The sequence below is a fragment of the Niallia alba genome, from assembly GCF_012933555.1.
In the GTDB taxonomy this organism is placed as follows: domain Bacteria; phylum Bacillota; class Bacilli; order Bacillales; family Cytobacillaceae; genus Niallia; species Niallia alba.
The window spans coordinates 2179513-2203505 of sequence record NZ_JABBPK010000001.1; the positions used below are offsets into that span (position 1 = coordinate 2179513).

A 23993-nucleotide genomic window follows, 5' to 3' on the forward strand; every position below is an offset into this window, starting at 1 on the left:
ACTTTTCGTAAAATCAACGGACTCAAGGGTAAAGTAACTAAGTCCAAATCAACAAGGGATCCTCCTAGTAAAATGATGAATGAGGCTAATCTCTATCTTTAGTTTTTATTGATAGAGAGACCTCAAATTTGTTCTAGAAAAAGGCACCCTTATATTACACTCTTTTAGAAAGTGTTCAGAGGTGTTTATTGTGAAGATAATGGTTCAAAAATTTGGTGGAACATCGGTAAGAGATGAAAAAAGCCGAATTCAAGCAAAAGATCATATTAAAGATGCATTAAGTGAAGGGTATAAAGTAGTTGTAGTTGTTTCCGCAATGGGACGTAAAGGGGAGCCATACGCAACCGATACATTATTATCCTTAGTCGGTGGATCCGAATCGAGTATTAGCAGAAGGGAAAATGATTTGTTAATGTCGTGTGGCGAAATTATTTCTAGTGTAGTATTTACGCAGCTATTATTAGAAAATCAGATTTCTGCAACTTCACTAACAGGTGCGCAAGCTGGCTTTAAGACAAATAATGATTTTACCAACGCAAGAATTATGGAAATGGATTGCAGCCGAATTCTGCAAGAGTTAGAGCATCATGATGTCGTAGTAGTAGCTGGTTTCCAAGGAGCAGCACCAAATGGCGATATAACAACATTAGGTAGAGGCGGAAGTGATACTTCAGCAGCTGCTTTAGGATCTGCACTTAATGCTGAATATATTGATATTTTTACAGACGTAGAAGGGATTATGACAGCTGATCCAAGAATTGCAGAAAATGCTCGTCCATTATCGGTTGTCACTTATTCAGAAGTATGTAATATGGCATACCAAGGGGCGAAAGTTATCCATCCACGAGCAGTAGAAATTGCTATGCAGGCAAAGGTGCCGATTCGAATTCGTTCTACGTATTCTAAAGGTACTGGTACACTTGTTACATCAAGCAATCCAGAAAGCAGAGGCAGTGATATTAAAGAGAGACCTGTTACTGGCATAGCTCATGTAGCGAATGTAACACAAATTAAGGTATTTGCGAAAAAAGACCAATATGATTTGCAAGCACAAGTATTTAAAGCGATGGCTAATGAAGAAATTAGTGTAGACTTTATCAACATTTCACCAAACAGTGTCGTCTATACAGTTACAAATGAAATGACAAACAAAGCGATAGCTGTTCTTGAGAATATGGGTTATGAACCTGTTATTGAAAGAGAATGTGCAAAGGTATCCGTTGTTGGTGCTGGAATGGCCGGTGTACCTGGTGTCACATTTAAAATCGTTACAGCACTATCAAATAAAGGAATTAGAATTCTCCAATCAGCTGATAGCCATGCGACGATATGGGTACTTGTGAAACAGGATGATTTAGTAAGTGCTGTTAATGTATTGCATGATGCATTTGAACTAGAGAAAGAATAGAAAAGATACGATATAGATACGACGAGATCGAGATGAGAATAGGAGTGGAACGATGGGTTTATTTGGTAGGGTGTCAACGGCCATGATTACACCATTTGATGCCAAGGGACATATAGATTTTCCAAAAACAACACAGTTAATTAATCATTTACTTGAAAACGGAACAGATTCTTTAGTGGTAGCTGGTACAACTGGAGAATCGCCAACATTATCCAAACAAGAGAAGATTGCTTTATTTAAACATGTGGTAAAGGTAGTGGAAAAGAGAGTTCCTATCATTGCAGGAACTGGCAGTTATAACACATATGAGTCCATCGAATTAACGAAACAAGCTGAACTTGCAGGCGTGGACGCGGTTATGGTAGTTGGACCATACTATAACAAACCGAATCAAGAAGGCTTGTATCAACATATTAAAGCAGTTGCAGAATCTACAAAACTTCCCGTTATGATATATAATATTCCAGGTCGTTCTGTTGTTAATATTGAACCAGAAACTATTATTCGCTTGTCCGAAATTCAAAACATAGTAGCAGTAAAAGAAGCTAGCGGAAATTTGAATAAAATCACGAAAATTATTGCATCTACACCAGATGATTTTTATGTATACAGTGGAGATGATAGTTTGACATTGCCGTTGTTATCTGTAGGTGGAACTGGGGTAATCTCGGTTGCTTCTCATGTAATCGGTAAGGAAATGCAAGAAATGGTAAGTACTTTTTTAGATGGAAAAATAGACGCTGCTTCTAAAATGCATCAAAAATTACTTCCTCTTATGTTAGCTTTATTTAAAGCACCTAACCCTGTTCCTGTCAAAACTGCACTGCAATTAAAAGGATTTGATGTTGGTTCAGTTCGTTTACCTTTAGTACCATTAACAGAGGAAGAACGAACAGAACTTGCAAGATTTTTATAAGTTATGTTAGCTTACGCTTATCCAAAATAATTTATAAAAATACGAAAATAATTTTGTGAATTTCCTTCATACCGATAAATAAGCTTTATTTAATGTATATGTGTCAGAAGAATTTAGCTCTCTCTTTTATTACGGGTAAGCCTGCAGCATACCATAAATTATGGTATTGCCATTGGTTATTCCTTCAGAGAATGCTAGCTCTTCTGACTTTTTTGTTGGATAGCATCACAAGAAAAGCTTGTTTCTAAACTTGTAATTGATTATGATTGGATACATAGTGAATGTGCGAATGTAGAAGAAAATTTTAAAAGTAATGAGTGAAGTACGGAGGAGAAGACATGGCAAAAAATCAGTTACAGAAAAATCTGTTGCCAAGACATATTAGTCTAATGGCAATGGGAGGAGCAATTGGAACAGGGATATTTAAAGGAAGCGGCGAAACAGTGTCTATTGCCGGCCCAGGCGTTATCTTTACATATATATTTGCTGGACTATTATTGCTTGTCGTAATGGGAAGTATTGCAGAAATGGCTATTATTTATCCGAATACTAATATGAAAGGTTTTATCGGGAAAGCTTTTGGTGATCGAATGGCGTTCATTATTGGCTGGATGTATTGCATTCTATGGCTTGCTGTATGCGTGATTGAAGTTGTTGTTGCTGGAAGCTTTTTGCAATATTGGCTGCCAGATATCCCGTTATGGATTTTAAGTATTATTTGTTCTGTTGTATTAATCGCAGTAAATACAATGAATGTTAAAAATTATGGTGAATTTGAATTTTGGTTTGCAGGTATTAAAATTGGAATGATTATTCTCTTTATTATATTAGGAGCAGCGGTATTATTTGGAATCATTCCATCAGGAGAAACGAATTATTTGCAAAATTACACAGAGAATGGTGGATTTTTCCCAAATGGCTGGATGTCTGTTTTTTCAGCATTATTAATTGTTATGTTCTCCTATGGTGGCTCTGAACTGATTGGAGTAACGGTAACAGAGGTAAAAGATGCAGACAAAATACTACCTAAAGTAATTAAAAGCTTTATTTTACGAATTATTTTATTTTATACACTACCAATTCTAATTATTTGTGGACTAATTCCTTGGAACGAGCTAACAGAAGCTTCTAGTCCTTTCGTACAAGTACTTTCTATTTCCGGATTGTCTGGCGCAGCACATATTATGAACTTTGTTTTAATTATTGCCGTGTTATCTGCAGCAAATTCGGGTATATATGGATGTACAAGAATGATGTATTCCCTTGCTATAGAAGGACAAGGTCCAAAGGCATTTAGTAAGGTAAATAAAAGTGGAGTACCTCTTTATAGTTTAATGGTTACAGCTGTTATTTTAATTGCAGGCTCTATGATTGCATTAGTGAAGCAAGATCAAGTATTCTCTTTATTAATGGCATTTCCAGGTTTTGTTGTATCGATTGTCTGGATAACGATATGTTTAGCGCAACTAAAGTTACGAAGATCTTATCCATTTCAGCCAAGCTTTAAAATTTGGGGTTATCCGTTTATTCCCATTTTTACGGTTATATGCTTAGCAATTATTAGTATTAGTTTCTTGTTCGATGAGGCAAACCGAATTAGTATTATGGCATGTTTAGCTTGTTTTGCAGTCGTAATATTTATTTCTATTTTTAAATTTCAGTCGAATAAGCGGTGAAAAATAAATAGTAATTTTCTATGGAAAAAGCCTATGAAATCAAGGTGGATACCAAAAGTAAACATCCCGATTTTTGGCAGAAAAAGCTCTTTCAAAAGGAAGATTTCATAAAATTGGTTGTAAACATTTTTAAACATCAAGTATAATAATCATAACTGATCAATGGTCGGCTTAACTCAACATAGGAGGAAACAAAAAGTGATGAAAAATGAAAAAATAAAGCTGGTCGCACTCGGTGGAGTGGGCGAGAACGGAAAAAATATGTTTGTAGTCGAAGTGGATGAAGACATATTTATAATTGATGCTGGCTTAATGTATCCACAAAATGAAATGTTGGGAATTGATATTGTTATTCCAGATATCACGTATTTAAAGCAAAACAAAGACAGAGTAAAAGGGATTTTCCTAACACATGCACATGAAGACCATATTGGAGGCTTATCTTATATTTTAAGAGATTTGGATGTTCCAGTTTACACGACGCTTTTAACAGCTGAACTGACAAAGGAAAAGATGAAAGAGCAGGACTTCAAAGGACAAGCACAATTTGAAATTGTTACCTCTAAATCCGTTCTAACATTTGCTTCCTCAAAGGTGTCCTTCTTTAAGACGAATCATAGTATCCCTGATAGTATTGGGATCGTTATCCATACATCAGAAGGCGCAATTGTACATACTGGGGATTTCAAATTCGACCAGACGGCAAGTGATTTATATAAGCCAGAATATGGTGAGATGGCAAAGATAGGCGAAGAGGGAGTATTAGCTTTACTTTCTGATAGTACGAATGCAGATAAACCAGGTTATTCTACAACTGACTTTATTGTAACACAAAGCTTAATTGAAGCATTTTTACACACAAAGGGTCGTATCATTGCTGCATGTTTTGCTACTGACTTAAATCGAATCCAGCATATAATTGATGCTGCAGAAAAAACAAATCGTAAAGTCGCAATTATTGGCAAGAATTTGCAAAGAGTATTACAAATTGCCTTAAAGCATAACTATTTGTTAGTGAACGAAGAAACAATCGTTTCCTATAATGAGCTTCAAACATATTCACAAGACCAAATGGTAATCATTACAACTGGCACAAAAGGGGAACCTATTGAAGCACTGCAAAAGATGGTAAAGAAAAATCAGAAACAAGCAAGCATTATGGAAGGAGATACTGTTTTATTTGCAGCGTCTTCCTTCTTAGGAAGCGAAGTATTTGTTGGAAAAACAATCGATAAACTATATCGAGCAGGTGCAACACTACTTGCAGGCTATAAAACATTCAATAGCTCCAATCATGGCAGCCAAGAAGAGTTAAAATTCATGATTAATATGATGAAGCCTAAATTCTTTTTGCCAATCCATGGAGAGTACCGTGTATTAAAAGCGCATGAGAAAATTGCGATTGAATGCGGAATAGCTCCGCAAAATATTTATCTTCCTGAACAAGGAGAGGTTCTTGAATATAAGGAAGATACGCTCCGTGTTGGCGGCAAGATTCCAGCAGGAAATGTTTTAATTGACGGCAGCGGTGTTGGAGATGTTGGAAATATTGTCTTAAGAGATCGTAAGCTACTATCTCAGGATGGTATTTTAACGGTTGTCATAACGTTAAATAAGGCGGAAAGAAAGATTTCTGCTGGTCCAGAAATTATTACACGAGGCTTTGTATATGTTCGTGAATCAGAAAAGTTATTAGAAGAAGCTTCTGACCGAGTAAGAGATATTGTGGAAAAAAGTATCAGCAAGGATAGCTTTGATTGGACTGGAATCAAGCAAGATATACGAGATACATTAAACCAGTTCCTTTATGAAAAAACAAAACGCAGACCGATGATCTTGCCAATTATTATGGAAGTAAAACCGGCTAGAAAATAATACACACAACCGTCTTTATCGATTGAATACATTGGTAAGACGGTTGTTTTTTATGCATTCAGACAGTTGATTAACATTTTATTACTCGGATGTGAATGCAAAAATTAAAAGCAACACCGTAAAATAATATTCTTTCATTTCGATAGTAAATGTGGTGAATTGTCTTTTCGATTTCAGCCGCATGAAATAGTGATTCTCGCTTCATACTAAGACTATTATGGTTTTTAGGAAGGGAGAACTTTATGGTTTCAGTAAATAATAATAACGCTCAACCTGAGGAACAGCCGAAAGAGGATAAACCATCTAGCTTAATGGAAAAAATCCAACAGTTGGGACAAACAAATGTACCGCAGCTATCTCAGGATTCCAAAATACATTGTTTAACGATTGTTGGTCAAATTGAAGGACATTTACAATTACCACCGCAAAATAAAACAACGAAATATGAGCATCTAATTCCCCAAATTGTAGCAATCGAGCAAAACCCGAAAATTGAAGGGGTACTTGTTATTTTAAATACTGTTGGGGGCGATGTAGAAGCTGGATTAGCTATTTCTGAAATGCTTGCTTCTCTTTCTAAACCAACTGTTTCCTTAGTATTAGGAGGAGGGCATTCAATCGGTGTTCCAATTGCTGTGTCCTGTGATCATTCTTATATTGCAGAAACAGCAACAATGACGATTCATCCAATCCGCTTGACAGGTCTCGTTATCGGGGTCCCACAAACATTCGAATACTTAGATAAAATGCAAGAGAGAGTCGTTAACTTTGTAACAAAACATTCCAAAATTAGTGAAGAAAATTTTAAAGACTTAATGTTTGCTAAAGGAAATCTAACAAGAGATATCGGGACAAATGTAATTGGAAGTGATGCTGTTACTTCTGGACTTATTGACTCTGTTGGCGGCGTAGGAGATGCTATGAAAAAGCTAAATGAATTGATTGATGCCAATAAAGAACAGAATGAAGGGATTATTCAATGATTATGTATACAATGATGCCTGAAGAATTAATTTTCCCAATGAGTCAAGACATCTATGAAAGACAACAAGTTATTCAGTATAACGGTATACCTTTATTAGTGGCTAGAAATGAGTCAAATGAATTTGAAGTCATTAGAGTACTTAGCACCGATCCAAATCATTATCTGCATACAGAAATGCAACCAGGAGCAAAAATTCCAACAATTTAATGGCTTTTTATCTGAAAAAGTCGATTAGAGGGAATGATAAGGAGAGAAACTTACTTTGAAATTTGATTTATTAGCAAATTTGGGAAGATATCAGCCAAAACAGGCAGCAAGTCAGCCAACCGAACGAGATATCAGCCAAAGCAGGCAGCAAATCAGCCAAACGAGCGAGATATCAGCCAAAGCAGACAGCAAATCAGCCAACCGAACGAGATATCAGCCAAAGCAGACAGCAAATCAGCCAAACCAAAAAACGCAACAGCAAACATCCGCCTTCTATCAACAGCAAAGGATAAAAAAACCTACTGATAGAAGTTTCGCTTTATAAACTATGATATAATATAGTAATCAATAAAGAAGCAGCCTTAGGCTGCTTCTTTATTACAAATGAGGAAGATAATTTTAAATATTAGGTGATCAAGATGGCTAAAAGAAAAAAAAGAAAAACAAGAAAAAAACAACATCTTAAATTAACGATACAATATGAACTAACAGCTCTCGTCATAATGGCATTAAGTTTTATCTCTATTCTTAAACTAGGTGCCGTAGGAGCAACAATGGTTTCTTTTTTCCGTTTCTTTTTCGGAGAGTGGTATATGCTTTGCCTAATTGGGCTAATCGTATACGGTGGTTATTTAATGTGGAAGCGAGAAAAGCCTTATATGTTCCATACAAAATTAAATGGCATTTATTTGATTGTTAGTGCCGTTTTGTTACTCAGTCATGTGACACTATTTAAGTTGCTTGCAAGTCAAGGCAATTTTACGAATCCAAGTGTGATTTATAATACTTGGGAATTATTTTGGATGGAAGTAGAAAAGCAGGCAACGAATATTGATTTAGGCGGTGGAATGATCGGTGCCGTTTTGTTTGCCCTCTTCCACTATTTATTCGATACGGTAGGTACACAGATTATAAGTTTTATTGTGATTATGATTGGTTTTATCTTGCTTACAGGTAAAACTTTAAGTGGTGCCTTTAAAAAAGTATTATCAAGTATTTGGAATTTTACTCAAGATCAATGGGCTGCTTTTGTGCAAGATATGAAAGATTGGAAAGAATCTATCCAAAAAAATAAAGAAAAACGCAAAGCAGACAAACAGGCAAGGAGAGAGAATAATCAGCGTGAGCAAAATACAACTCCAGCCATCATCGTGAATCCTTCATCTCAAGAGGAAGAAGCCTACATACAAGAGCCAATCATTAATACTTTTGCGGAAAGAGCATACCAAGATGAGCCCATTCCGGAAGATTCTGTTGTAGAACCAATGGACGAGCCGTTAGATGAGGGGGATGTTGTCCCAATTACTTTTACGGAAGTGGAGAATAAAGATTATGAGCTTCCTCCTTTAAAACTATTAAAGCTGCCAAGAAAGGCAGATCAAAGTGGTGAATATGAGCAAATTCATGCAAATGCTGCTAAATTAGAAAGAACATTCCATAGTTTTGGAGTAAAAGCGAGAGTAACAGAGGTACATTTAGGACCAGCAGTTACAAAGTATGAAGTTCATCCAAGCGAAGGGGTAAAAGTAAGTAAAATAGTCAATTTAAGTGATGATTTAGCATTAGCGCTAGCAGCGAAAGATATTAGGATCGAGGCACCAATCCCAGGGAAATCTGCTATTGGGATTGAAGTGCCAAACTCAGAAGTCGCAGTAGTTTCGCTAAGAGAAGTTTTAGAATCAAGTAAAAATGATAAACCTGATTCTAAGTTGATGATCGCGTTTGGACGGGACATTACAGGAGAAGCAGTATGTGCTGAATTAAATAAGATGCCCCATTTACTTGTTGCTGGAGCAACAGGAAGCGGGAAAAGTGTCTGCATTAATGGGATCATTACAAGTATTTTAATGAGAGCAAAGCCACATGAAGTGAAACTAATGATGATTGACCCGAAAATGGTTGAATTAAATGTCTATAATGGTATTCCTCATTTACTTGCACCAGTTGTAACCAATCCGAAAAAAGCATCGCAAGCATTGATGAAGGTCGTCAGTGAAATGGAGCGGAGATACGATTTATTCTCTCATACAGGGACAAGAAATATTGAAGGATACAACGAATATATCAAACGCTATAATGCAGAAGAACAGGAAAAGCAGCCCCTTCTGCCATTTATTGTTGTGATTGTGGACGAGCTTGCTGACTTAATGATGGTAGCCTCATCTGATGTAGAAGATGCCATTACAAGGCTTGCCCAGATGGCGCGTGCCGCTGGAATCCATTTAATCATTGCAACTCAGCGTCCATCTGTTGATGTTATTACAGGAGTTATAAAAGCTAATATTCCATCCAGAATTGCTTTTGCCGTTTCCTCTCAGACCGATTCTCGTACTATTTTAGATATGGGAGGAGCAGAGAAGCTACTAGGAAGAGGAGATATGCTATTCTTCCCTTATGGTGCAAGTAAACCGGTTAGGGTACAAGGTGCATTCTTATCTGATGAAGAAGTAGAAGAAGTAGTCGATTTCGTTATTGGACAGCAGAAGGCACAATACCAGGAAGAAATGATCCCAGATGAAATTGTCGAAGTCACAGGAGCAGTCGAAGATGAGCTGTATAACGACGCAGTTGAATTAATAGTCGAAATGCAAACAGCGTCTGTTAGCATGTTACAAAGAAGATTTCGTATTGGCTATACGAGAGCAGCAAGATTAATTGACGAAATGGAAGCCCGCGGGGTAGTTGGACCATATGAGGGTAGTAAACCTAGAACCGTCCTCATTTCAAAAGGGCCAGAAGAAATGAATATACAATAAAATATAAATATGAATTAGTATGCATGAATAGAAATGATCCATATTTAAATATAAAGAACTCTATTGAAATGTATAGTAAATAATCATATTTAACAAAGGGAACCTGAAATAGTATAACCTATTTCAGGTTCCTTTTTTATCGTATATTCAGAACAATCCTTCGAGTAACGGAGGAAAAAGAGGGGGGATTAACCGTTATTTTTACAAGAATATACAATTGAAAACGATTGATTTCCGAACAATCTCTCATTTCAGTATTTTTTCGACGAAATTCTTAAAAGTCTATTTATTTATTAGTCAAAAAGTGTTATAGTATTTTCGATTAGTAGGAATGATTGAACATCAGAGGTCTGATGTCTTAGAAATGTTTGGAGGAACATCATATGCTAATTAAATCGGATACGAGACATTTATATTTGCAAGTCGTTGATCGTCTGAAAAGAGACATTAAGATGGGAGTATATAAAGAAAAAGAAAAATTCCCTTCTGAATTCGAGCTTGCAAAAACTTTAGGTGTAAGTCGTGCGACGTTAAGAGAAGCACTTCGTACATTGGAAGAAGAAAATGTGGTTGTCAGAAGACATGGTGTTGGCACATTTGTTAACAGCAAGCCATTGTTTAATTCTGGCATAGAACAATTAAATAGTGTCACGAATATGATTATGCAGGCAGGAATGAATCCAGGCACCATATTTCTAAGCTCAAACACGATGTTTGCCACTGAAGAAGATGCGACACGCTTCTCCGCTATGCAAGAGGAAGAACTGCTCGTTATCGAAAGAGTTCGAACAGCTAATGGCGAACCGGTTGTTTATTGTATTGATAAATTGCCGCAGAAAATCTTGCCTGACCGATTTTCATACGATCAAGAATCGATTTTTCAGTTCTTGGAATCGGATAGTCAAAGACATATTACATACGCTGTGGCACAAATCGAACCGATTGGATATCATGAGAAAGTATCTCCCATTCTGCAATGCGAACCAGAAACTGCTCTGCTTGTTTTAAAACAGATGCATTATGATGAGAAGGATGAGCCGATTCTTTATTCAGTAAATTATTTTCGATCCGATAAGTTTAGCTTTCAAGTATTAAGAAAACGCATTTATTCTTAAAAGCTGGACAAACTAATCGTAAATTTTCTTACTAAATAACAAAATCTAGGGGGTACAAGCTTTGAAGAAGCGTAAATTTGGCTTAGCACTGTCTTTAGTACTAGCTGCTGGGACTGTATTAAGTGCTTGTGGAAGTAATGACAAAGGTAACGACAATGCAGCAGAAGGTGATAAGGATAAAGACTCATTTAAAGTTGCAATGGTAACAGATGTAGGTGGTGTTGATGATAAATCATTTAACCAATCAGCTTGGGAAGGTTTACAAGCATTTGGTGAAGATAATGGCCTATCAAAAGGTAATGGTATTGATTACCTACAATCACAATCAGATTCAGATTATGCTACTAACTTAAACAGCTTAATTCGTCAAGGAAATGATCTAGTATTTGGTATTGGATTTATGATGGAAGGCGCAATCTCAGAAATCGCTCAACAACAAAAAGATGCTCATTTTGGTATCGTTGACGCTGTAGTAGATCAACCAAACGTAGCAAGTATTACTTTCAAAGAGCAAGAAGCTTCTTTCTTAGCTGGTGTAGCAGCTGCTCATGCTACTAAATCTGAAAAAATCGGCTTTATCGGCGGTGTAGAAGGAGAAGTTATCGGGCGTTTTGAAGCTGGATTCGTTGATGGCGTTAAAGCGGTAAACCCTGATATTAAAGTAGATGTACAATATGCTGGTGCTTTTGATAAACCTGAAATTGGTAAAACAATTGCAAGTAAAATGTACTCTTCTGGTGCTGACGTAGTATTCCATGCTTCTGGTGGAACTGGTGCTGGATTATTCTCTGAAGCACGTGATTTAAAAGAAAAAGACCCTGAAAAATACATTTGGGCAATCGGTGTTGACTCTGACCAAGCAGCAGAAGGCGCTGTAGGAGATCATAATATTGTGTTAACTTCTGCATTAAAAGGTGTTTCTACTGCAGTACAAGATATCTCAACTAAAGCCAAAGAAGGTAATTTCCCTGGTGGCGAAACTACTGTTTACGGCTTAAAAGAAGATGGTGTTGGTCTAGCAGCAATTAATGAAGAAGTAGAAAACAAAGCAGAAATCGATGCAGCTGTTGAAGAATGGACTGCAAAAATTAAAAACGGTGAGTACACTGTTCCTGATACTGTTAAGTAAATAGCATATGCTAATTTTCCAGGAATAAGTGGTTTGCAATGCAAACACTTATTCCTTTTTTACGACAAAAAATAGAATTTTAACTAAAGAGTAGAAGTGTTATTCTATTCTTTATTCAAAATTTTATAAGCTGGAATTATCGTAACATAAAAATTACATAATTTCCTTTGTGGATTGTTTTAGAAAAATAAATTCTTTGACATCATACTGTTTTTTAAAGCTTAATCATTTATCTGTGAGGTAAAGAAGGAGTGGATTAGATGGAATATGTAATCGAGATGTTAAATATTCGAAAAGAATTCCCTGGTATTGTTGCAAACAACAATATTACCCTTCAAGTAAAAAAAGGTGAGATTCATGCACTTTTAGGGGAAAATGGTGCAGGAAAGTCAACGCTTATGAATGTTCTTTTTGGGTTGTATCAGCCAGAAAAAGGGGAAATCCGTGCACGTGGGGAAGTAGTTAACATTTCAAATCCTAATATCGCAAATGATTTAGGAATTGGAATGGTTCATCAGCATTTTATGTTGATTGATACATTTACTGTTACGGAAAATATTATTTTAGGAAAAGAAACAGTAAGCAAAGGGAAAATTGATCTGAAAAGAGCTGAAAAAGAAGTAAGAGAAATTTCTGAACGATATGGTCTTGCGGTTGATCCGAAAGCGAAAGTTGCTGATATTTCTGTTGGAATGCAGCAAAGGGTAGAAATTTTAAAAACATTATATCGCGGAGCAGAAATTTTAATTTTTGATGAACCAACTGCTGTTTTAACGCCGCAAGAGATTACAGAATTAATTGGCATTTTCCGTAAGCTAATTCAAGAAGGAAAATCGATTATTTTAATTACCCATAAATTAAAAGAAATTATGGAAGTGTGTGATCGTGTGACGGTCATTCGAAAAGGCGAAGGTATCGGAACCTATAATGTAAAAGATACAAACCCAAATGAACTTGCAAACTTAATGGTTGGCCGTGAAGTGTCCTTTAAAACAGAGAAGAAAGCTCCAAATCCGAAAGAAACAGTATTAAACATTACAGATTTAACGGTGAAAGACAGTCGCGGTGTTCATGTAGTGAACTCTCTTAACCTAGATGTTAAAGCAGGTGAAATTGTCGGGATTGCCGGTGTAGATGGCAATGGTCAATCAGAGCTCATTGAGGCAATCACTGGATTAATGAAGAAAAATAGTGGTAGCATTACCCTCAATGGCAAAGAAATTAGTGTCTTGACGCCACGGAAAATCACGGAAAGTGGAATTGGTCATATTCCACAGGATAGACATAAACATGGCTTAGTCCTTGATTTTTCAATTGGACAAAACATGGCATTGCAAACGTATTATAAAAGACCATTTTCTAATTATGGATTCTTAAATCAAACAGAAATAGAGAAAAAGGCAAGCGAATTAATCGAAGAATTTGATGTGAGAACACCAAGTATTCACACTCCTGCAAGAGCACTTTCTGGTGGAAACCAGCAAAAAGCAATTATTGGTAGAGAAGTAGACCGTGATCCTGATTTGCTTATTGCAGCTCAGCCTACGAGAGGTCTGGATGTCGGCGCGATTGAATTTATTCATAAACGTTTAATCGAACAACGAGATAAAGGAAAAGCAGTATTATTAATTTCCTTTGAGCTAGAAGAAATCTTAAATGTGAGTGACCGAATTGCCGTTATTTTCGACGGGGAAATTATTGCTACTGTTGATCCAAAGACTACAACAGAACAAGAGTTAGGATTATTAATGGCAGGATCGAATGCTAAAAAAGTGGGTGTGGAGAATAATGTCTAATACAATAAAGAAAATTAGTATTCCAATTATTTCCGTATTATTAGGGGTTATTGTTGGTACAATCATAATGTTTGCAACAGGATACAATCCTGGAGATGCCTATACGGCACTTTGGAATGGTGCGTTTGGTGAAATCTATTTCACTGGAGAAGTAGTTCGCCAAATTACTCCATTGATTCTTGCAGGTCTGGCAGTTGCCTTTGCTTTTCGTACAGGACTATTTAATATCGGGGTAGAAGGACAATTAATTGTTGGTTGGCTTGCTGCTGTTTGGGTTGGTATTGCGTTTGATCTACCAAAAATCATTCATTTACCACTAGCAGTATTAGCTGCTGCAGCAGCTGGAGCACTATGGGCATTTGTGCCAGGATTTTTAAAAGCAAGATTTAGAGTACATGAAGTTATCGTAAGTATCATGATGAACTATATTGCCCTACATGTATCTAATTATTTGATTCGAAATGTTCTTACAGACAAGGCAGACCGTACAGAAACAATTCCGCCATCTGCTAGTTTACGCTCAGAGTTTTTAGCTAGTATTACCGATTATTCTCGTCTTCATTGGGGGATTTTAATCGCAGTAGGCTGCGCTATTCTTATGTGGGTGATTTTAGAAAAGACAGTAAAAGGTTATGAATTAAAAGCGGTTGGTTTTAACCAAAAGGCTTCTCAATATGCTGGGATGAATGTTAACCGTAATATTATTTTATCTATGGTTATCTCTGGTGCTTTTGCAGGCCTTGCAGGAGCAATGGAAGGCTTAGGAACTTTCGAATATGTAAGTAATAAAGGTGGATTTACTGGTGTTGGATTTGATGGAATTGCGGTAGCGTTACTTGGGGCAAATGGACCACTAGGAATTGTACTTGCAGCATGCTTGTTTGGTTTCTTAAAAGTAGGTTCCTTAAATATGCCACTTGAAGCAGGTGTACCAAATGAGATGGTTGATATCATTATTGCTTTAATCGTATTCTTTGTTGCATCAAGTTACATGATCCGCTTATTCTTGGATAGATTAAGTAAAAATAAAAGTAAAAAGGGGGAGAAGTAAATGGGATTAATGGATGTATTATTAATTGTCATACCCTCTTCGCTATTGTTTGCTGCTCCGCTAATCTTTACTGCTCTTGGCGGTAACTTTTCCGAAAGAGCTGGAGTTGTTAATATTGGATTAGAAGGTCTAATGGTGATGGGAGCTTTCTCCTCCATTGTTTTTAACTTAACATTTGCAGATAGTCTCGGTGCTTGGACACCTTGGATTTCGTTGCTTGTTGCGATGGTTGTTGGGGCGATATTTTCAATCCTACACGCGGTGGCAAGTATCACATTCCGTGCCGATCAAACCGTTTCCGGTGTGGCAATTAACTTGCTTGCTGCAGGTCTTGCTATGTTTTTAGTGAAATTAATCTATGATGGAAAAGGGCAAACAGGTACCATTCGCTATAGCTTTAAGAAAATTGATATTCCCGTGTTAAAAGATATACCGGTGATTGGTGATTTATTTTTCTCCAATACGTATTGGACTTCTTACTTAGCAATTATTATCGCTATCATAGCTTGGTATGTGATGTATAAAACGCCGTTTGGCCTGCGTCTTCGTTCGGTAGGGGAACACCCAATGGCTGCAGATACGATGGGAATTAACGTAACAAAAATGCGCTATATTGCTGTTATTCTTTCTGGGGCATTTGGCGGAATCGGCGGTGGTGTATTTGCCCAGTCGATTACAAATGATTTTACACATGCTACTATTAGTGGACAAGGGTTCATGGCACTTGCTGCCCTTATTTTCGGAAAATGGAATCCGCTTGGGGCTATGGGAGCTGCGATTTTCTTCGGCTTTGCTCAAAGTTTGAGTATTGTTGGTAGCAGTTTACCGTTTTTAGAAAACATTCCAAATGTGTATCTGTTAATTGCACCATATGTATTAACGATTATTGCATTAACAGGCTTTATTGGTCGTGCAGATGCGCCAAAAGCATCTGGTGTTCCTTATATTAAAGGAAGTAGATAAATAAAATTTCCTAGTTATTTTTATAAAATGAAAAAAGTGACCGACTTTTTTAAAGTGGGCGCTTTTTTCATATTCGAAGCAACAATAGGTACAAATCACCTAATATATACGTAATAAATAGGATCAATTTATTTATTCCTCATGGGTATTAATCGCCTTGCTCTTTACTTCTTTATCCAGTAACTCAATCGGAATATGTTTTGGAATGACATTCGCAGGTACTTCGCCCTTCATATCTAAATAATAATGACGAATTGGCTTAAGTGTGTTGTCATCTAATTCATATACTAGAGGAATGCTCGTAGGAATGTTCAAGGATGCAATCCCATCCGGTGAAATGTTGTCTAAATACTGTATGATAGCTCGAAGTGTGTTACCATGTGCTGTGATGATAACTTTTTTGTTTTCTTTTAACACTGGTGCTATTTCTTCATTCCAGAATGTTAACACTCTTTTTTCCGTATCTGCAAGGCTTTCTGCTAAAGGGAATTCCCCGTCTTTAAGCTCTCGATACCTTGGGTCGTTAATCGTATATCGAGGATCATCTTTGCTTAATGCAGGCGGCTTGATATCCATTGATCTTCTCCACTTTTGTACTTGATCCAGTCCATATTGCTCAGCTGTTTCTGCTTTGTTAAGTCCTTGCAGTGCACCATAATGGCGTTCATTTAACTTCCATGTTTTATACACTGGAATCCACATGCTATCCATTTCAGCAAGGATGATCCATAATGTGTGGATAGCCCTTTTTAAATAGGATGTATAAGCAATATCAAAAGTGTAACCATTACTATTTAAAATAATGCCAGCTTCTCTAGCCTCTGTTAATCCTGTTTCAGACAGGTCAACATCAGTCCAGCCAGTAAAACGATTTTCTACATTCCAAAGACTTTCTCCATGACGGATTAAAACAAGTTTCGGCATAGCATATTTCTCCTTTTTATCTTTTTAATGATTCCTTTATTTCACTCTTAACGGACAGTAAGACTTCCACCTCAAGCACATGTAAAGGTCCGATTGGTTCAACTAACCATAAGTGGGGGATGAAGGAAAACCCCCACTTATGGAAGTTTCGCTTTATTTTGTTCTTATTTCTCTTTAAATAATCTTTTAAACAGTTAATAGGGATAAAACGCAATTTTTTGCATATTAAATGGAATAACTTTCATAGATGTGGATGTGAAAAATAAGAAAACCTTTTGTTCCGTGTTTAGCTAGACCATAAAGAAGGAAAAGATATAGGCCAAGTAGAATCCATAAGATGATGGGAAAAATTATCCTAATCTAGACTTTGTAAGAATAACCTTATGAATAGAGTTAATACTAACAAATAGTGTATGATTAGTGAAGGATACGTAGGAGGTATGTTATGAGTGTAGCAACAGAAAAGATTACGAAATATAGCGGCTTTCAATTACATACAGTAAAGACAGGAAAATTTAAAACGAATACGATTGTGGTGAAATGGCGAACTCCCATTACAAAAGAAAATGCGACACACAGGGCGCTTCTTCCTTATGTGATGCAAAATAGCACGAAGAAATATCCATCCACAGCAAAGCTTCGTTCCTATGTGGAAGAACTTTACGGAGCTACTTTTTTTATTGATCTTGCGAAAAAAGGTGAGTACCATATTGTTTCTTTTTCATTAGAAATAGCAAACGAAAAGTTTTTATCAGATCCAACTCCTTTATTGAAAAAGGGACTGGAGTTTTTAGCAGAGGTTATTTTTCAGCCAAATGTCTCCGAGAATGGTTTCGATCAAAACGTAATTGAAAATGAAAAACGGGCTTTAAAGCAAAGAATTCAATCCATTTATGATGATAAAATGCGTTATTCTAACCAACGTGTGATTGATGTAATGTGTGAAGATGAACCATATGCATTAAGCGTATATGGAGAAAAAGACGAAGTTGATAGCATTACACCACAATCCCTGTATTCTTATTACAAAAAAGCAGTAACAGAGGATCAAATTGATCTGTATATGGTCGGTGATATTCAGGAAGAAGAGGTAGACGCATATCTAGAGGAATTATTTCCGTTTAAAGAAAGAACGGTAAAGTCTATTGATCGCAGAACGCCTCACGAAGCTAGAGAAGTAAAAGAGGTTCGTGAAGTTCAGGATATAAAACAAGGGAAATTAAATATGGGATTCCGTACAAATGTTGTTTATGGAGACCCAGAGTATTTTGCCCTTCAAGTGCTAAACGGCATTTATGGAGGCTTCTCGCATTCCAAGTTATTTATTAATGTTAGGGAAAAAGAAAGTCTTGCTTATTATGCAGCAAGTCGTCTTGAAAGTCATAAAGGGTTGCTGCTCGTAATGTCGGGGATTGATAATCAAAATTACGATAAAGCAGTAAAGATTATTAAGGAACAGATGGAGCTAATGAAAAAAGGCGAGTTTTCTGATCAAGAAATAATGCAAACAAAAGCAGTGATTCATAATCAAATGCTTGAAACGTTAGACACCTCCCGCGGCATGATCGAACTATTCTATCATAACAGCGTAAGTGACAAATATGTCGAAATGGGCGAGTGGCTCCACATTATGAGTAAAGTTTCGAGAGAAGAAATTATCGAAGCTGCCAAGAAGATTGAATTAGACACTATTTATTTCTTAACCGGATCGGAGGGGAATGCATAATGGAAAAAATAGAATTTGCACAGTTGCAAGAAGAATTATATTATGAAAAATTAGCGAATGGACTAAAAGTATATATTTTGCCGAAAAAAGGTTTTAATAAAACATTTTGTACGTTTACAACTAATTATGGTTCGGTAGATAACACGTTTATTCCCCTTGACGGTTCTGAATTTACCCAAGTTCCTGATGGGATTGCCCATTTCTTGGAGCATAAATTATTTGAAAAAGAAGACGGAGACGTTTTTCAAGAGTTCAGTAAACAAGGAGCAAGTGCTAATGCATTTACATCCTTTACGAGAACAGCTTACTTATTTTCGAGTACATCCAATGTAGCTAATAATCTAGAAACGCTCATAAACTTTGTGCAAGAGCCTTATTTCACGGAAAAAACCGTGGAAAAAGAAAAGGGAATTATCGGTCAAGAAATTACGATGTATGATGATAATCCAGATTGGCGCTTATATTTTGGCTTAATTGACAATATGTATGTAAATCATCCGGTGAAAATTGATATTGCTGGCACGATTGAATCAATCTCACACATTACGAAAGATATGTTATATGAGTGCTACAATACGTTCTATCATCCAAGTAATATGCTACTTTTTATTGTGGGACCAGTTGATCCAGAAGAATACATGGCCCATATAAAAGAAAATCAGGAGAAAAAAGATTATACCAATCATAGTAAAATCCAGCGCAAATTTGCTAGTGAACCAGAGCATGTAAATAAAGAAAAGCAAGTATTGAAAATGAATGTGCATACGTCAAAATGCTTGATTGGAATTAAAGGAATTGATGTAGAGCAATCAGGAAAAGAAATGATGAAACAAGAGTGGAGCATTAATTTATTATTAGATTTTCTATTCAGCGAAAGCTCTGAAAACTATCAAAACCTTTTTCAAGAAGGCTTAATTGATGATACTTTTTCTTATGATTACACACAGGAGCATGGTTTTGGATTTGCGATGATCGGTGGCGATACGAGTGATCCTGATCGATTGGAAAGTGCAATCAAAGATATCTTAATGAAAGCAAAAACTACGGATTTCGCAAATGAAACACTAGATAGAACAAAGAAAAAGAAAATTGGTGCATTTTTGCGCGCGATTAATTCACCAGAATACATCGCTAACCAATTTACGCGCTATGCATTTAATGAGATGAATTTATTTGATGTAGTACCAGCAGTTGAAGAAATTACGGTTGAAGATATAAAGAATGCAGCGAATAAATTATTAGCAGAAGAAAGAATAACCACTTGTCAAGTGGTGCCTAAATAAGCATTTGTAGACACAAAGAAATAGTTTTCTTTGTGTCTGTTGCTGTTTATGTGTAACTAAAAGTCAATGGAGTGGAGTAATAATGGGGAAATGGATTTTAATTACTGGTGCCTCTGGGGGAATCGGCCAAGCAATTGCGAAACAGTTAGCTAAAGAAGGTTATTCCCTTTATTTGCATTATCATCAAAATGAAACGGCAATAAAGCAGCTTTTAGAATCACTATCTGCGTATGATGGAGAATATTTACCGATTCAAGCAGATTTACAACAAGAAAACGACTATAAAAAAATAGTGGAAAATATTTTTACAATAGATGGAATCATTCATGCGAGTGGTATCAGTACATACGGATTATTTACCGATCTCAAAGAGGAAGAAATGAAAGCTTTATGGAATATCCATGTTCATTCATTAATGTGTATAACAAAAGCAATATTACCCAAAATGCTATCTAGACAAAGTGGTAATATTATTGTTATTACAAGTATTTGGGGACAGGTAGGTGCGGCGATGGAAGTAGCGTATTCTGCCGTTAAAGGGGCACAAATAAGCTTTGTAAAGGCATTAAGCAAGGAATTAGCCTACAACGGGATTCGTGTCAATGCTGTAGCGCCTGGTGCCATTAAAACGAATATGCTTCATACATTTTCGCCAGAAGAAATGCAGCTGATTACAGAAGAAATACCAATGGGAAGATTGGGGAGCCCAAGAGAAGTGGCAGAAAGCGTGGCCTTTTTATTATCAGAAAAATCTTCTTATATGACTGGCCAAATCCTTTCTCTAAATGGTGGCTGGTATGTATAGATAGCTTTTCCAATTGCTTTCCATGCATATTATTACTTGGAACTAACCAAAATAATGATGTAATTCATTTAAGCAATGGAAGGAGAATTTCAGTATGTCTATATTAGAAAATTGGGATCAATGGAAAGACTTTTTAGCAGATCGTCTTCATCATGCGGAAAATGAGGGCATGAGCCAAGCGGTAATCGGAGACCTTGCTTTCCAAATTGGAGATTACTTATCTAACCAAGTTCAACCTAAAAACGAACAAGAAAAGATTCTTTCTGATCTATGGTCAGTTGCAGATGAAAAAGAACAACATGCAATTGCCAATATGATGGTAAAATTAGTGCACAATAACGGAACAAAATAATTTTAGGAAAAGAAGCTCGATAAATAGACGAAGGAATAAGTCTATTTATCGAGCTTCTTCCGTTGTCGGAAAGTTGGATCAGTGACTGAATTGACTTTGGAAAAAAAGGGAAAGGGAACAGAGAGAGCTTGTCAGTGAGCGAGCGCAAGAAAAAACAAAGCAAAAGGTAACAGAGGAAGTGCATTATCAAATATCGCCACTCATCCTCAAATAAATACAGAAATTTACGGTCTTCCTTTAAAAAATAAAGCATGATTCTTCTAGAAAACAGACTTTCGAGTAAAGGTCTATCTTTTTTTCTATTTTTACCCCTTTTTTCTTGATTATTTATACCATTCCTATATGATAGAAATTAAAAGACTAGAAAATTTCACTTGATAATTGTAGGAGGATTTTTTTGGAACAGAAGGAATGGTATTTAGAATACGAAATTCAAAAAAACCGACCTGGCCTATTAGGGGATATTTCCTCTTTACTAGGGATGCTTTCTATTAATATTATCACCATTAATGGGGTGGACGATGGACGTCGCGGCTTATTAATGTTAGCAAAAAATAAGGAACAAATAAAAAGGTTAGAATCTATTCTCTATACAATGGACACAATAAAAGTAATCAAGCTTAGAGAACCATCTTTAAGAGATAAACTTGCGGTGAGACATGGTCGTTATATTCAAAGAGATGCTGATGATAAAAAAACATTTCGTTTTGTTCGTTATGAGCTGGGACTGTTGGTCGATTTTATGGCTGAATTATTTAAGACAGAAGGCCATAAATTAATAGGCATAAGAGGGATGCCGCGTGTAGGTAAAACCGAGTCTATTGTTGCTGCTAGTGTTTGTGCCAATAAGAGATGGCTTTTATTAAGTTCCACTTTGTTAAAGCAAACAATTCGCCAGTCCTTAATGCAAGGAGAATATAATGAAAACAATTTATTTATTATGGATGGAATTGTATCTTCCAAGCAAATTAATGAGCGACATTGGGCAGTAATTAGAGAAGTGATGCGCCTGCCATGCATCAAAGTGGTAGAACATCCCGACGCCTTTGTACATAATACAGAATACACTTTAGATGATTTTGATTATATTATTGAGTTAAGACATGAGCCAGGCGAGGAGATTCTTTATGATGTTCATAAAAAGAATACTTTTGCCTTAGAAAGTGAATTCGAGGGTTTTGATTTTTAGTAAGTTGGAAGGTGTTATCTTGAGTGAATTAGGAAATCGATTAAAGGAAGCTAGGGAAGCCAAAGGACTAACGTTAGAAGAATTACAAGAAATTACAAAAATTCAAGTCCGCTATTTAGTTGGCATTGAAGAAGGTAATTACAGTATGATGCCAGGTAAATTCTATACGCGGGCATTTATCAAACAATACGCGGAAGCCGTAGATTTAGTACCAGAAGAATTATTTGAAGAGTATAAAGATGAGGTACCGACGACGGTAAACGATGAGTTGCCGCAAAATTTATCAAGAGTAAACTCGAGAAGATCATTAGATGGAGGCAGTTCGAAAGTATTTGATATTCTGCCTACTATCCTTATTGCTATCCTTGTGTTAGCAGTTGTTTTCTTGGTTTGGTATTTTGTGTTTGCAAAAGATTCTAATCCAGAAAAACAATCCAATAATACAGGTGAACAAAATTCAGTTTATATGAGATCTGATGCGTTAGAGGAGAAGGAAAAAGAGAAAGCTAACGAAGATGCTAATAAAGATGAAGAAAAAGTAATAGAAGAAGAGGAAAAAGTAGAAGAAGAGACACCGAAACAAGAGATTACGAAACAAGATACAGTTGGAAGAACAACTACTTATGAAGTTAAAAATGCAGAAAAGTTTGTTGTTAAGCTTGTGGCAACAGGAAAAGTTTGGGTAGATATTCAAAATGGCAAAAACTATTCTTTTTTCCAAGGTATTATTGAAAAAGGTGGATCTGAATCCAAGGAAGTAGATTTATCAAAAGAAACAGAAGCTCATATCATAATCGGAAATAGTCAGGTAGATGTTTTTGTTAATGATGAGAAATTAGAGCTTGGTGATTCTTCTTCTAGACAGGATCTTGTCATTAAATATTTAAAAGAAGAATAGTCATCCATTCGATGGCTATTTTTCGCTATTCTAACGTATTTAGGTTATAATACTAATGTTTTTAATTATTTTTATGGAAGTGGCGATTATCGTCATGGTAATGGAGGATGTAAGATGAATTTACCAAATAGGATTACCGTAGCAAGAATTTTATTAATCCCCGTCTTTCTAGTAATCATGCTAATAGATTTTCCATGGGGAGAGCTGACGCTTTTAGGTGTCACATTGCCGATGACACATTTTATCGGTGCCTTGATTTTTATTATTGCTTCAACCACAGATTGGATTGATGGACACTTTGCGCGAAAATATAATTTAGTAACGGATTTAGGGAAATTTTTAGATCCTTTAGCAGATAAATTACTCGTTTCTTCTGCATTAATTGTATTAGTTGGATTAGATATGGCCCCTGCGTGGATTACTATTGTTATTATAAGCAGAGAATTTGCTGTAACTGGCTTGCGTTTAGTGCTTGCTGGTGGTGGAGAAGTGGTCGCTGCAAACATGCTCGGGAAAATAAAAACTTGGGCACAAATTGTTGCCATCTCGGCACTTTTATTACATAATATGATTTTTGAACTTATATCTCTTCCGCTTGACTTGATTGCGTTATGGGTTGCATTGTTCTTTACAGTTTGGTCTGGTTGGGATTATTTTGCAAAAAACAAACAAGCTTTTGTTTCATCCAAATAAAATAGAGGAATAAAAAAAGAGGACATCTACTATTACAAGCGAATATTGCTTTATAAAGAGATGTCTTTTTTTATGAGGCTGTTTTCGTAAATTTTGTTGTTTGTAACCCGCAGTCTCTGAATACACTTCAATTTTTTTGGAGCGAGCGGGGACCTCCTCGGCACCAGCCTTTGGGAGTTTTCCCTGTTTCACTAATTCCTGCAAGAGTCTACGTGTATTCTTAAAAAGCTAAAACAACAATCTTTT

At 36.2% G+C, this 23993-nt stretch carries 21 protein-coding genes; 20 read left to right on the forward strand and 1 reads right to left on the reverse strand.

Features of this window, described 5'->3' with window-relative positions; genetic code table 11:
* Window positions 1–190: 190 nt before the first annotated feature.
* From dapG to HHU08_RS10405, 13 genes are all read left to right on the forward strand, one after another.
* Window positions 191–1408 (forward strand): aspartate kinase, encoded by a 1218-nt coding sequence (gene dapG, locus HHU08_RS10345; RefSeq protein WP_169188387.1) that lies wholly within the window; start codon window positions 191–193, stop codon window positions 1406–1408.
* A 52-nt stretch (window positions 1409–1460) separates the two neighbouring features.
* Window positions 1461–2324: a 4-hydroxy-tetrahydrodipicolinate synthase gene (gene dapA / locus HHU08_RS10350; RefSeq protein ID WP_016201179.1), complete on the forward strand. Its 864-nt coding sequence runs from the start codon at window positions 1461–1463 to the stop codon at window positions 2322–2324.
* Between the two features lie 338 nt (window positions 2325–2662).
* Window positions 2663–4000: an amino acid permease gene (locus HHU08_RS10355; RefSeq protein WP_169188388.1), complete on the forward strand. Its 1338-nt coding sequence runs from the start codon at window positions 2663–2665 to the stop codon at window positions 3998–4000.
* Between the two features lie 201 nt (window positions 4001–4201).
* Complete coding sequence (locus HHU08_RS10360) at window positions 4202–5875, forward strand: ribonuclease J (protein ID WP_169189654.1); 1674 nt, start codon at window positions 4202–4204, stop codon at window positions 5873–5875.
* 242 nt (window positions 5876–6117) lie between these two features.
* Window positions 6118–6858 carry a ClpP family protease gene (locus HHU08_RS10365; protein ID WP_016201181.1) on the forward strand — a complete coding sequence of 247 codons (741 nt, stop codon included), beginning with the start codon at window positions 6118–6120 and terminating at the stop codon, window positions 6856–6858.
* Complete coding sequence (locus HHU08_RS10370) at window positions 6855–7067, forward strand: YlzJ-like family protein (RefSeq protein WP_016201182.1); 213 nt, start codon at window positions 6855–6857, stop codon at window positions 7065–7067. Before HHU08_RS10365 ends, HHU08_RS10370 begins: the two co-directional genes overlap by 4 nt.
* Window positions 7068–7122: 55 nt before the next feature.
* On the forward strand, window positions 7123–7392 hold the full coding sequence (locus HHU08_RS10375; RefSeq protein WP_169188389.1) for a hypothetical protein: 270 nt from the start codon (window positions 7123–7125) through the stop codon (window positions 7390–7392).
* Window positions 7393–7486: 94 nt separating this feature from the next.
* Window positions 7487–9823: an FtsK/SpoIIIE family DNA translocase gene (locus tag HHU08_RS10380; protein WP_016201183.1), complete on the forward strand. Its 2337-nt coding sequence runs from the start codon at window positions 7487–7489 to the stop codon at window positions 9821–9823.
* A gap of 383 nt (window positions 9824–10206) precedes the next feature.
* On the forward strand, window positions 10207–10938 hold the full coding sequence (locus HHU08_RS10385) for a GntR family transcriptional regulator (protein ID WP_016201184.1): 732 nt from the start codon (window positions 10207–10209) through the stop codon (window positions 10936–10938).
* A 61-nt stretch (window positions 10939–10999) separates the two neighbouring features.
* A complete protein-coding gene (locus HHU08_RS10390) occupies window positions 11000–12067 on the forward strand; it encodes a BMP family lipoprotein (RefSeq protein ID WP_016201185.1) in 1068 nt (355 codons plus the stop codon).
* A gap of 260 nt (window positions 12068–12327) precedes the next feature.
* A complete protein-coding gene (locus tag HHU08_RS10395) occupies window positions 12328–13863 on the forward strand; it encodes an ABC transporter ATP-binding protein (RefSeq protein WP_016201186.1) in 1536 nt (511 codons plus the stop codon).
* A complete protein-coding gene (locus HHU08_RS10400; protein ID WP_016201187.1) occupies window positions 13856–14914 on the forward strand; it encodes an ABC transporter permease in 1059 nt (352 codons plus the stop codon). The genes HHU08_RS10395 and HHU08_RS10400 overlap by 8 nt, the downstream gene beginning before the upstream one ends.
* Complete coding sequence (locus HHU08_RS10405) at window positions 14915–15877, forward strand: ABC transporter permease (protein ID WP_016201188.1); 963 nt, start codon at window positions 14915–14917, stop codon at window positions 15875–15877.
* Between the two features lie 132 nt (window positions 15878–16009).
* Here HHU08_RS10405 and gpmA read toward each other — a convergent pair whose 3' ends face one another.
* Window positions 16010–16801 (reverse strand): 2,3-diphosphoglycerate-dependent phosphoglycerate mutase, encoded by a 792-nt coding sequence (gpmA, locus tag HHU08_RS10410; RefSeq protein WP_101730006.1) that lies wholly within the window; start codon window positions 16799–16801, stop codon window positions 16010–16012.
* 445 nt (window positions 16802–17246) lie between these two features.
* Between gpmA and yfmF the strand changes: the two genes are divergently transcribed.
* From yfmF to pgsA, 7 genes are all read left to right on the forward strand, one after another.
* Entirely contained in the window at window positions 17247–18527 is a 1281-nt protein-coding gene (gene yfmF / locus HHU08_RS10415; RefSeq protein ID WP_169188390.1) for an EF-P 5-aminopentanol modification-associated protein YfmF, read from the forward strand.
* On the forward strand, window positions 18527–19810 hold the full coding sequence (gene yfmH / locus HHU08_RS10420) for an EF-P 5-aminopentanol modification-associated protein YfmH (RefSeq protein WP_169188391.1): 1284 nt from the start codon (window positions 18527–18529) through the stop codon (window positions 19808–19810). The genes yfmF and yfmH overlap by 1 nt, the downstream gene beginning before the upstream one ends.
* Window positions 19811–19892: 82 nt before the next feature.
* The gene (gene ymfI, locus HHU08_RS10425) at window positions 19893–20615 is read left to right on the forward strand and encodes an elongation factor P 5-aminopentanone reductase (RefSeq protein ID WP_016201194.1); all 723 of its coding nucleotides are present in this window, start codon (window positions 19893–19895) and stop codon (window positions 20613–20615) included.
* 94 nt (window positions 20616–20709) lie between these two features.
* Window positions 20710–20967, forward strand: a complete 258-nt coding sequence (locus HHU08_RS10430; protein ID WP_016201195.1) for a DUF3243 domain-containing protein — start codon at window positions 20710–20712, stop codon at window positions 20965–20967.
* A 397-nt stretch (window positions 20968–21364) separates the two neighbouring features.
* Window positions 21365–22156 carry a YmfK family protein gene (locus HHU08_RS10435; RefSeq protein WP_016201196.1) on the forward strand — a complete coding sequence of 264 codons (792 nt, stop codon included), beginning with the start codon at window positions 21365–21367 and terminating at the stop codon, window positions 22154–22156.
* A 19-nt stretch (window positions 22157–22175) separates the two neighbouring features.
* Window positions 22176–23054: a helix-turn-helix domain-containing protein gene (locus tag HHU08_RS10440; protein WP_040342572.1), complete on the forward strand. Its 879-nt coding sequence runs from the start codon at window positions 22176–22178 to the stop codon at window positions 23052–23054.
* A gap of 114 nt (window positions 23055–23168) precedes the next feature.
* Window positions 23169–23747, forward strand: coding sequence for a CDP-diacylglycerol--glycerol-3-phosphate 3-phosphatidyltransferase (gene pgsA / locus HHU08_RS10445; protein WP_016201198.1), 579 nt, complete (start codon window positions 23169–23171; stop codon window positions 23745–23747).
* Window positions 23748–23993: the final 246 nt, after the last annotated feature.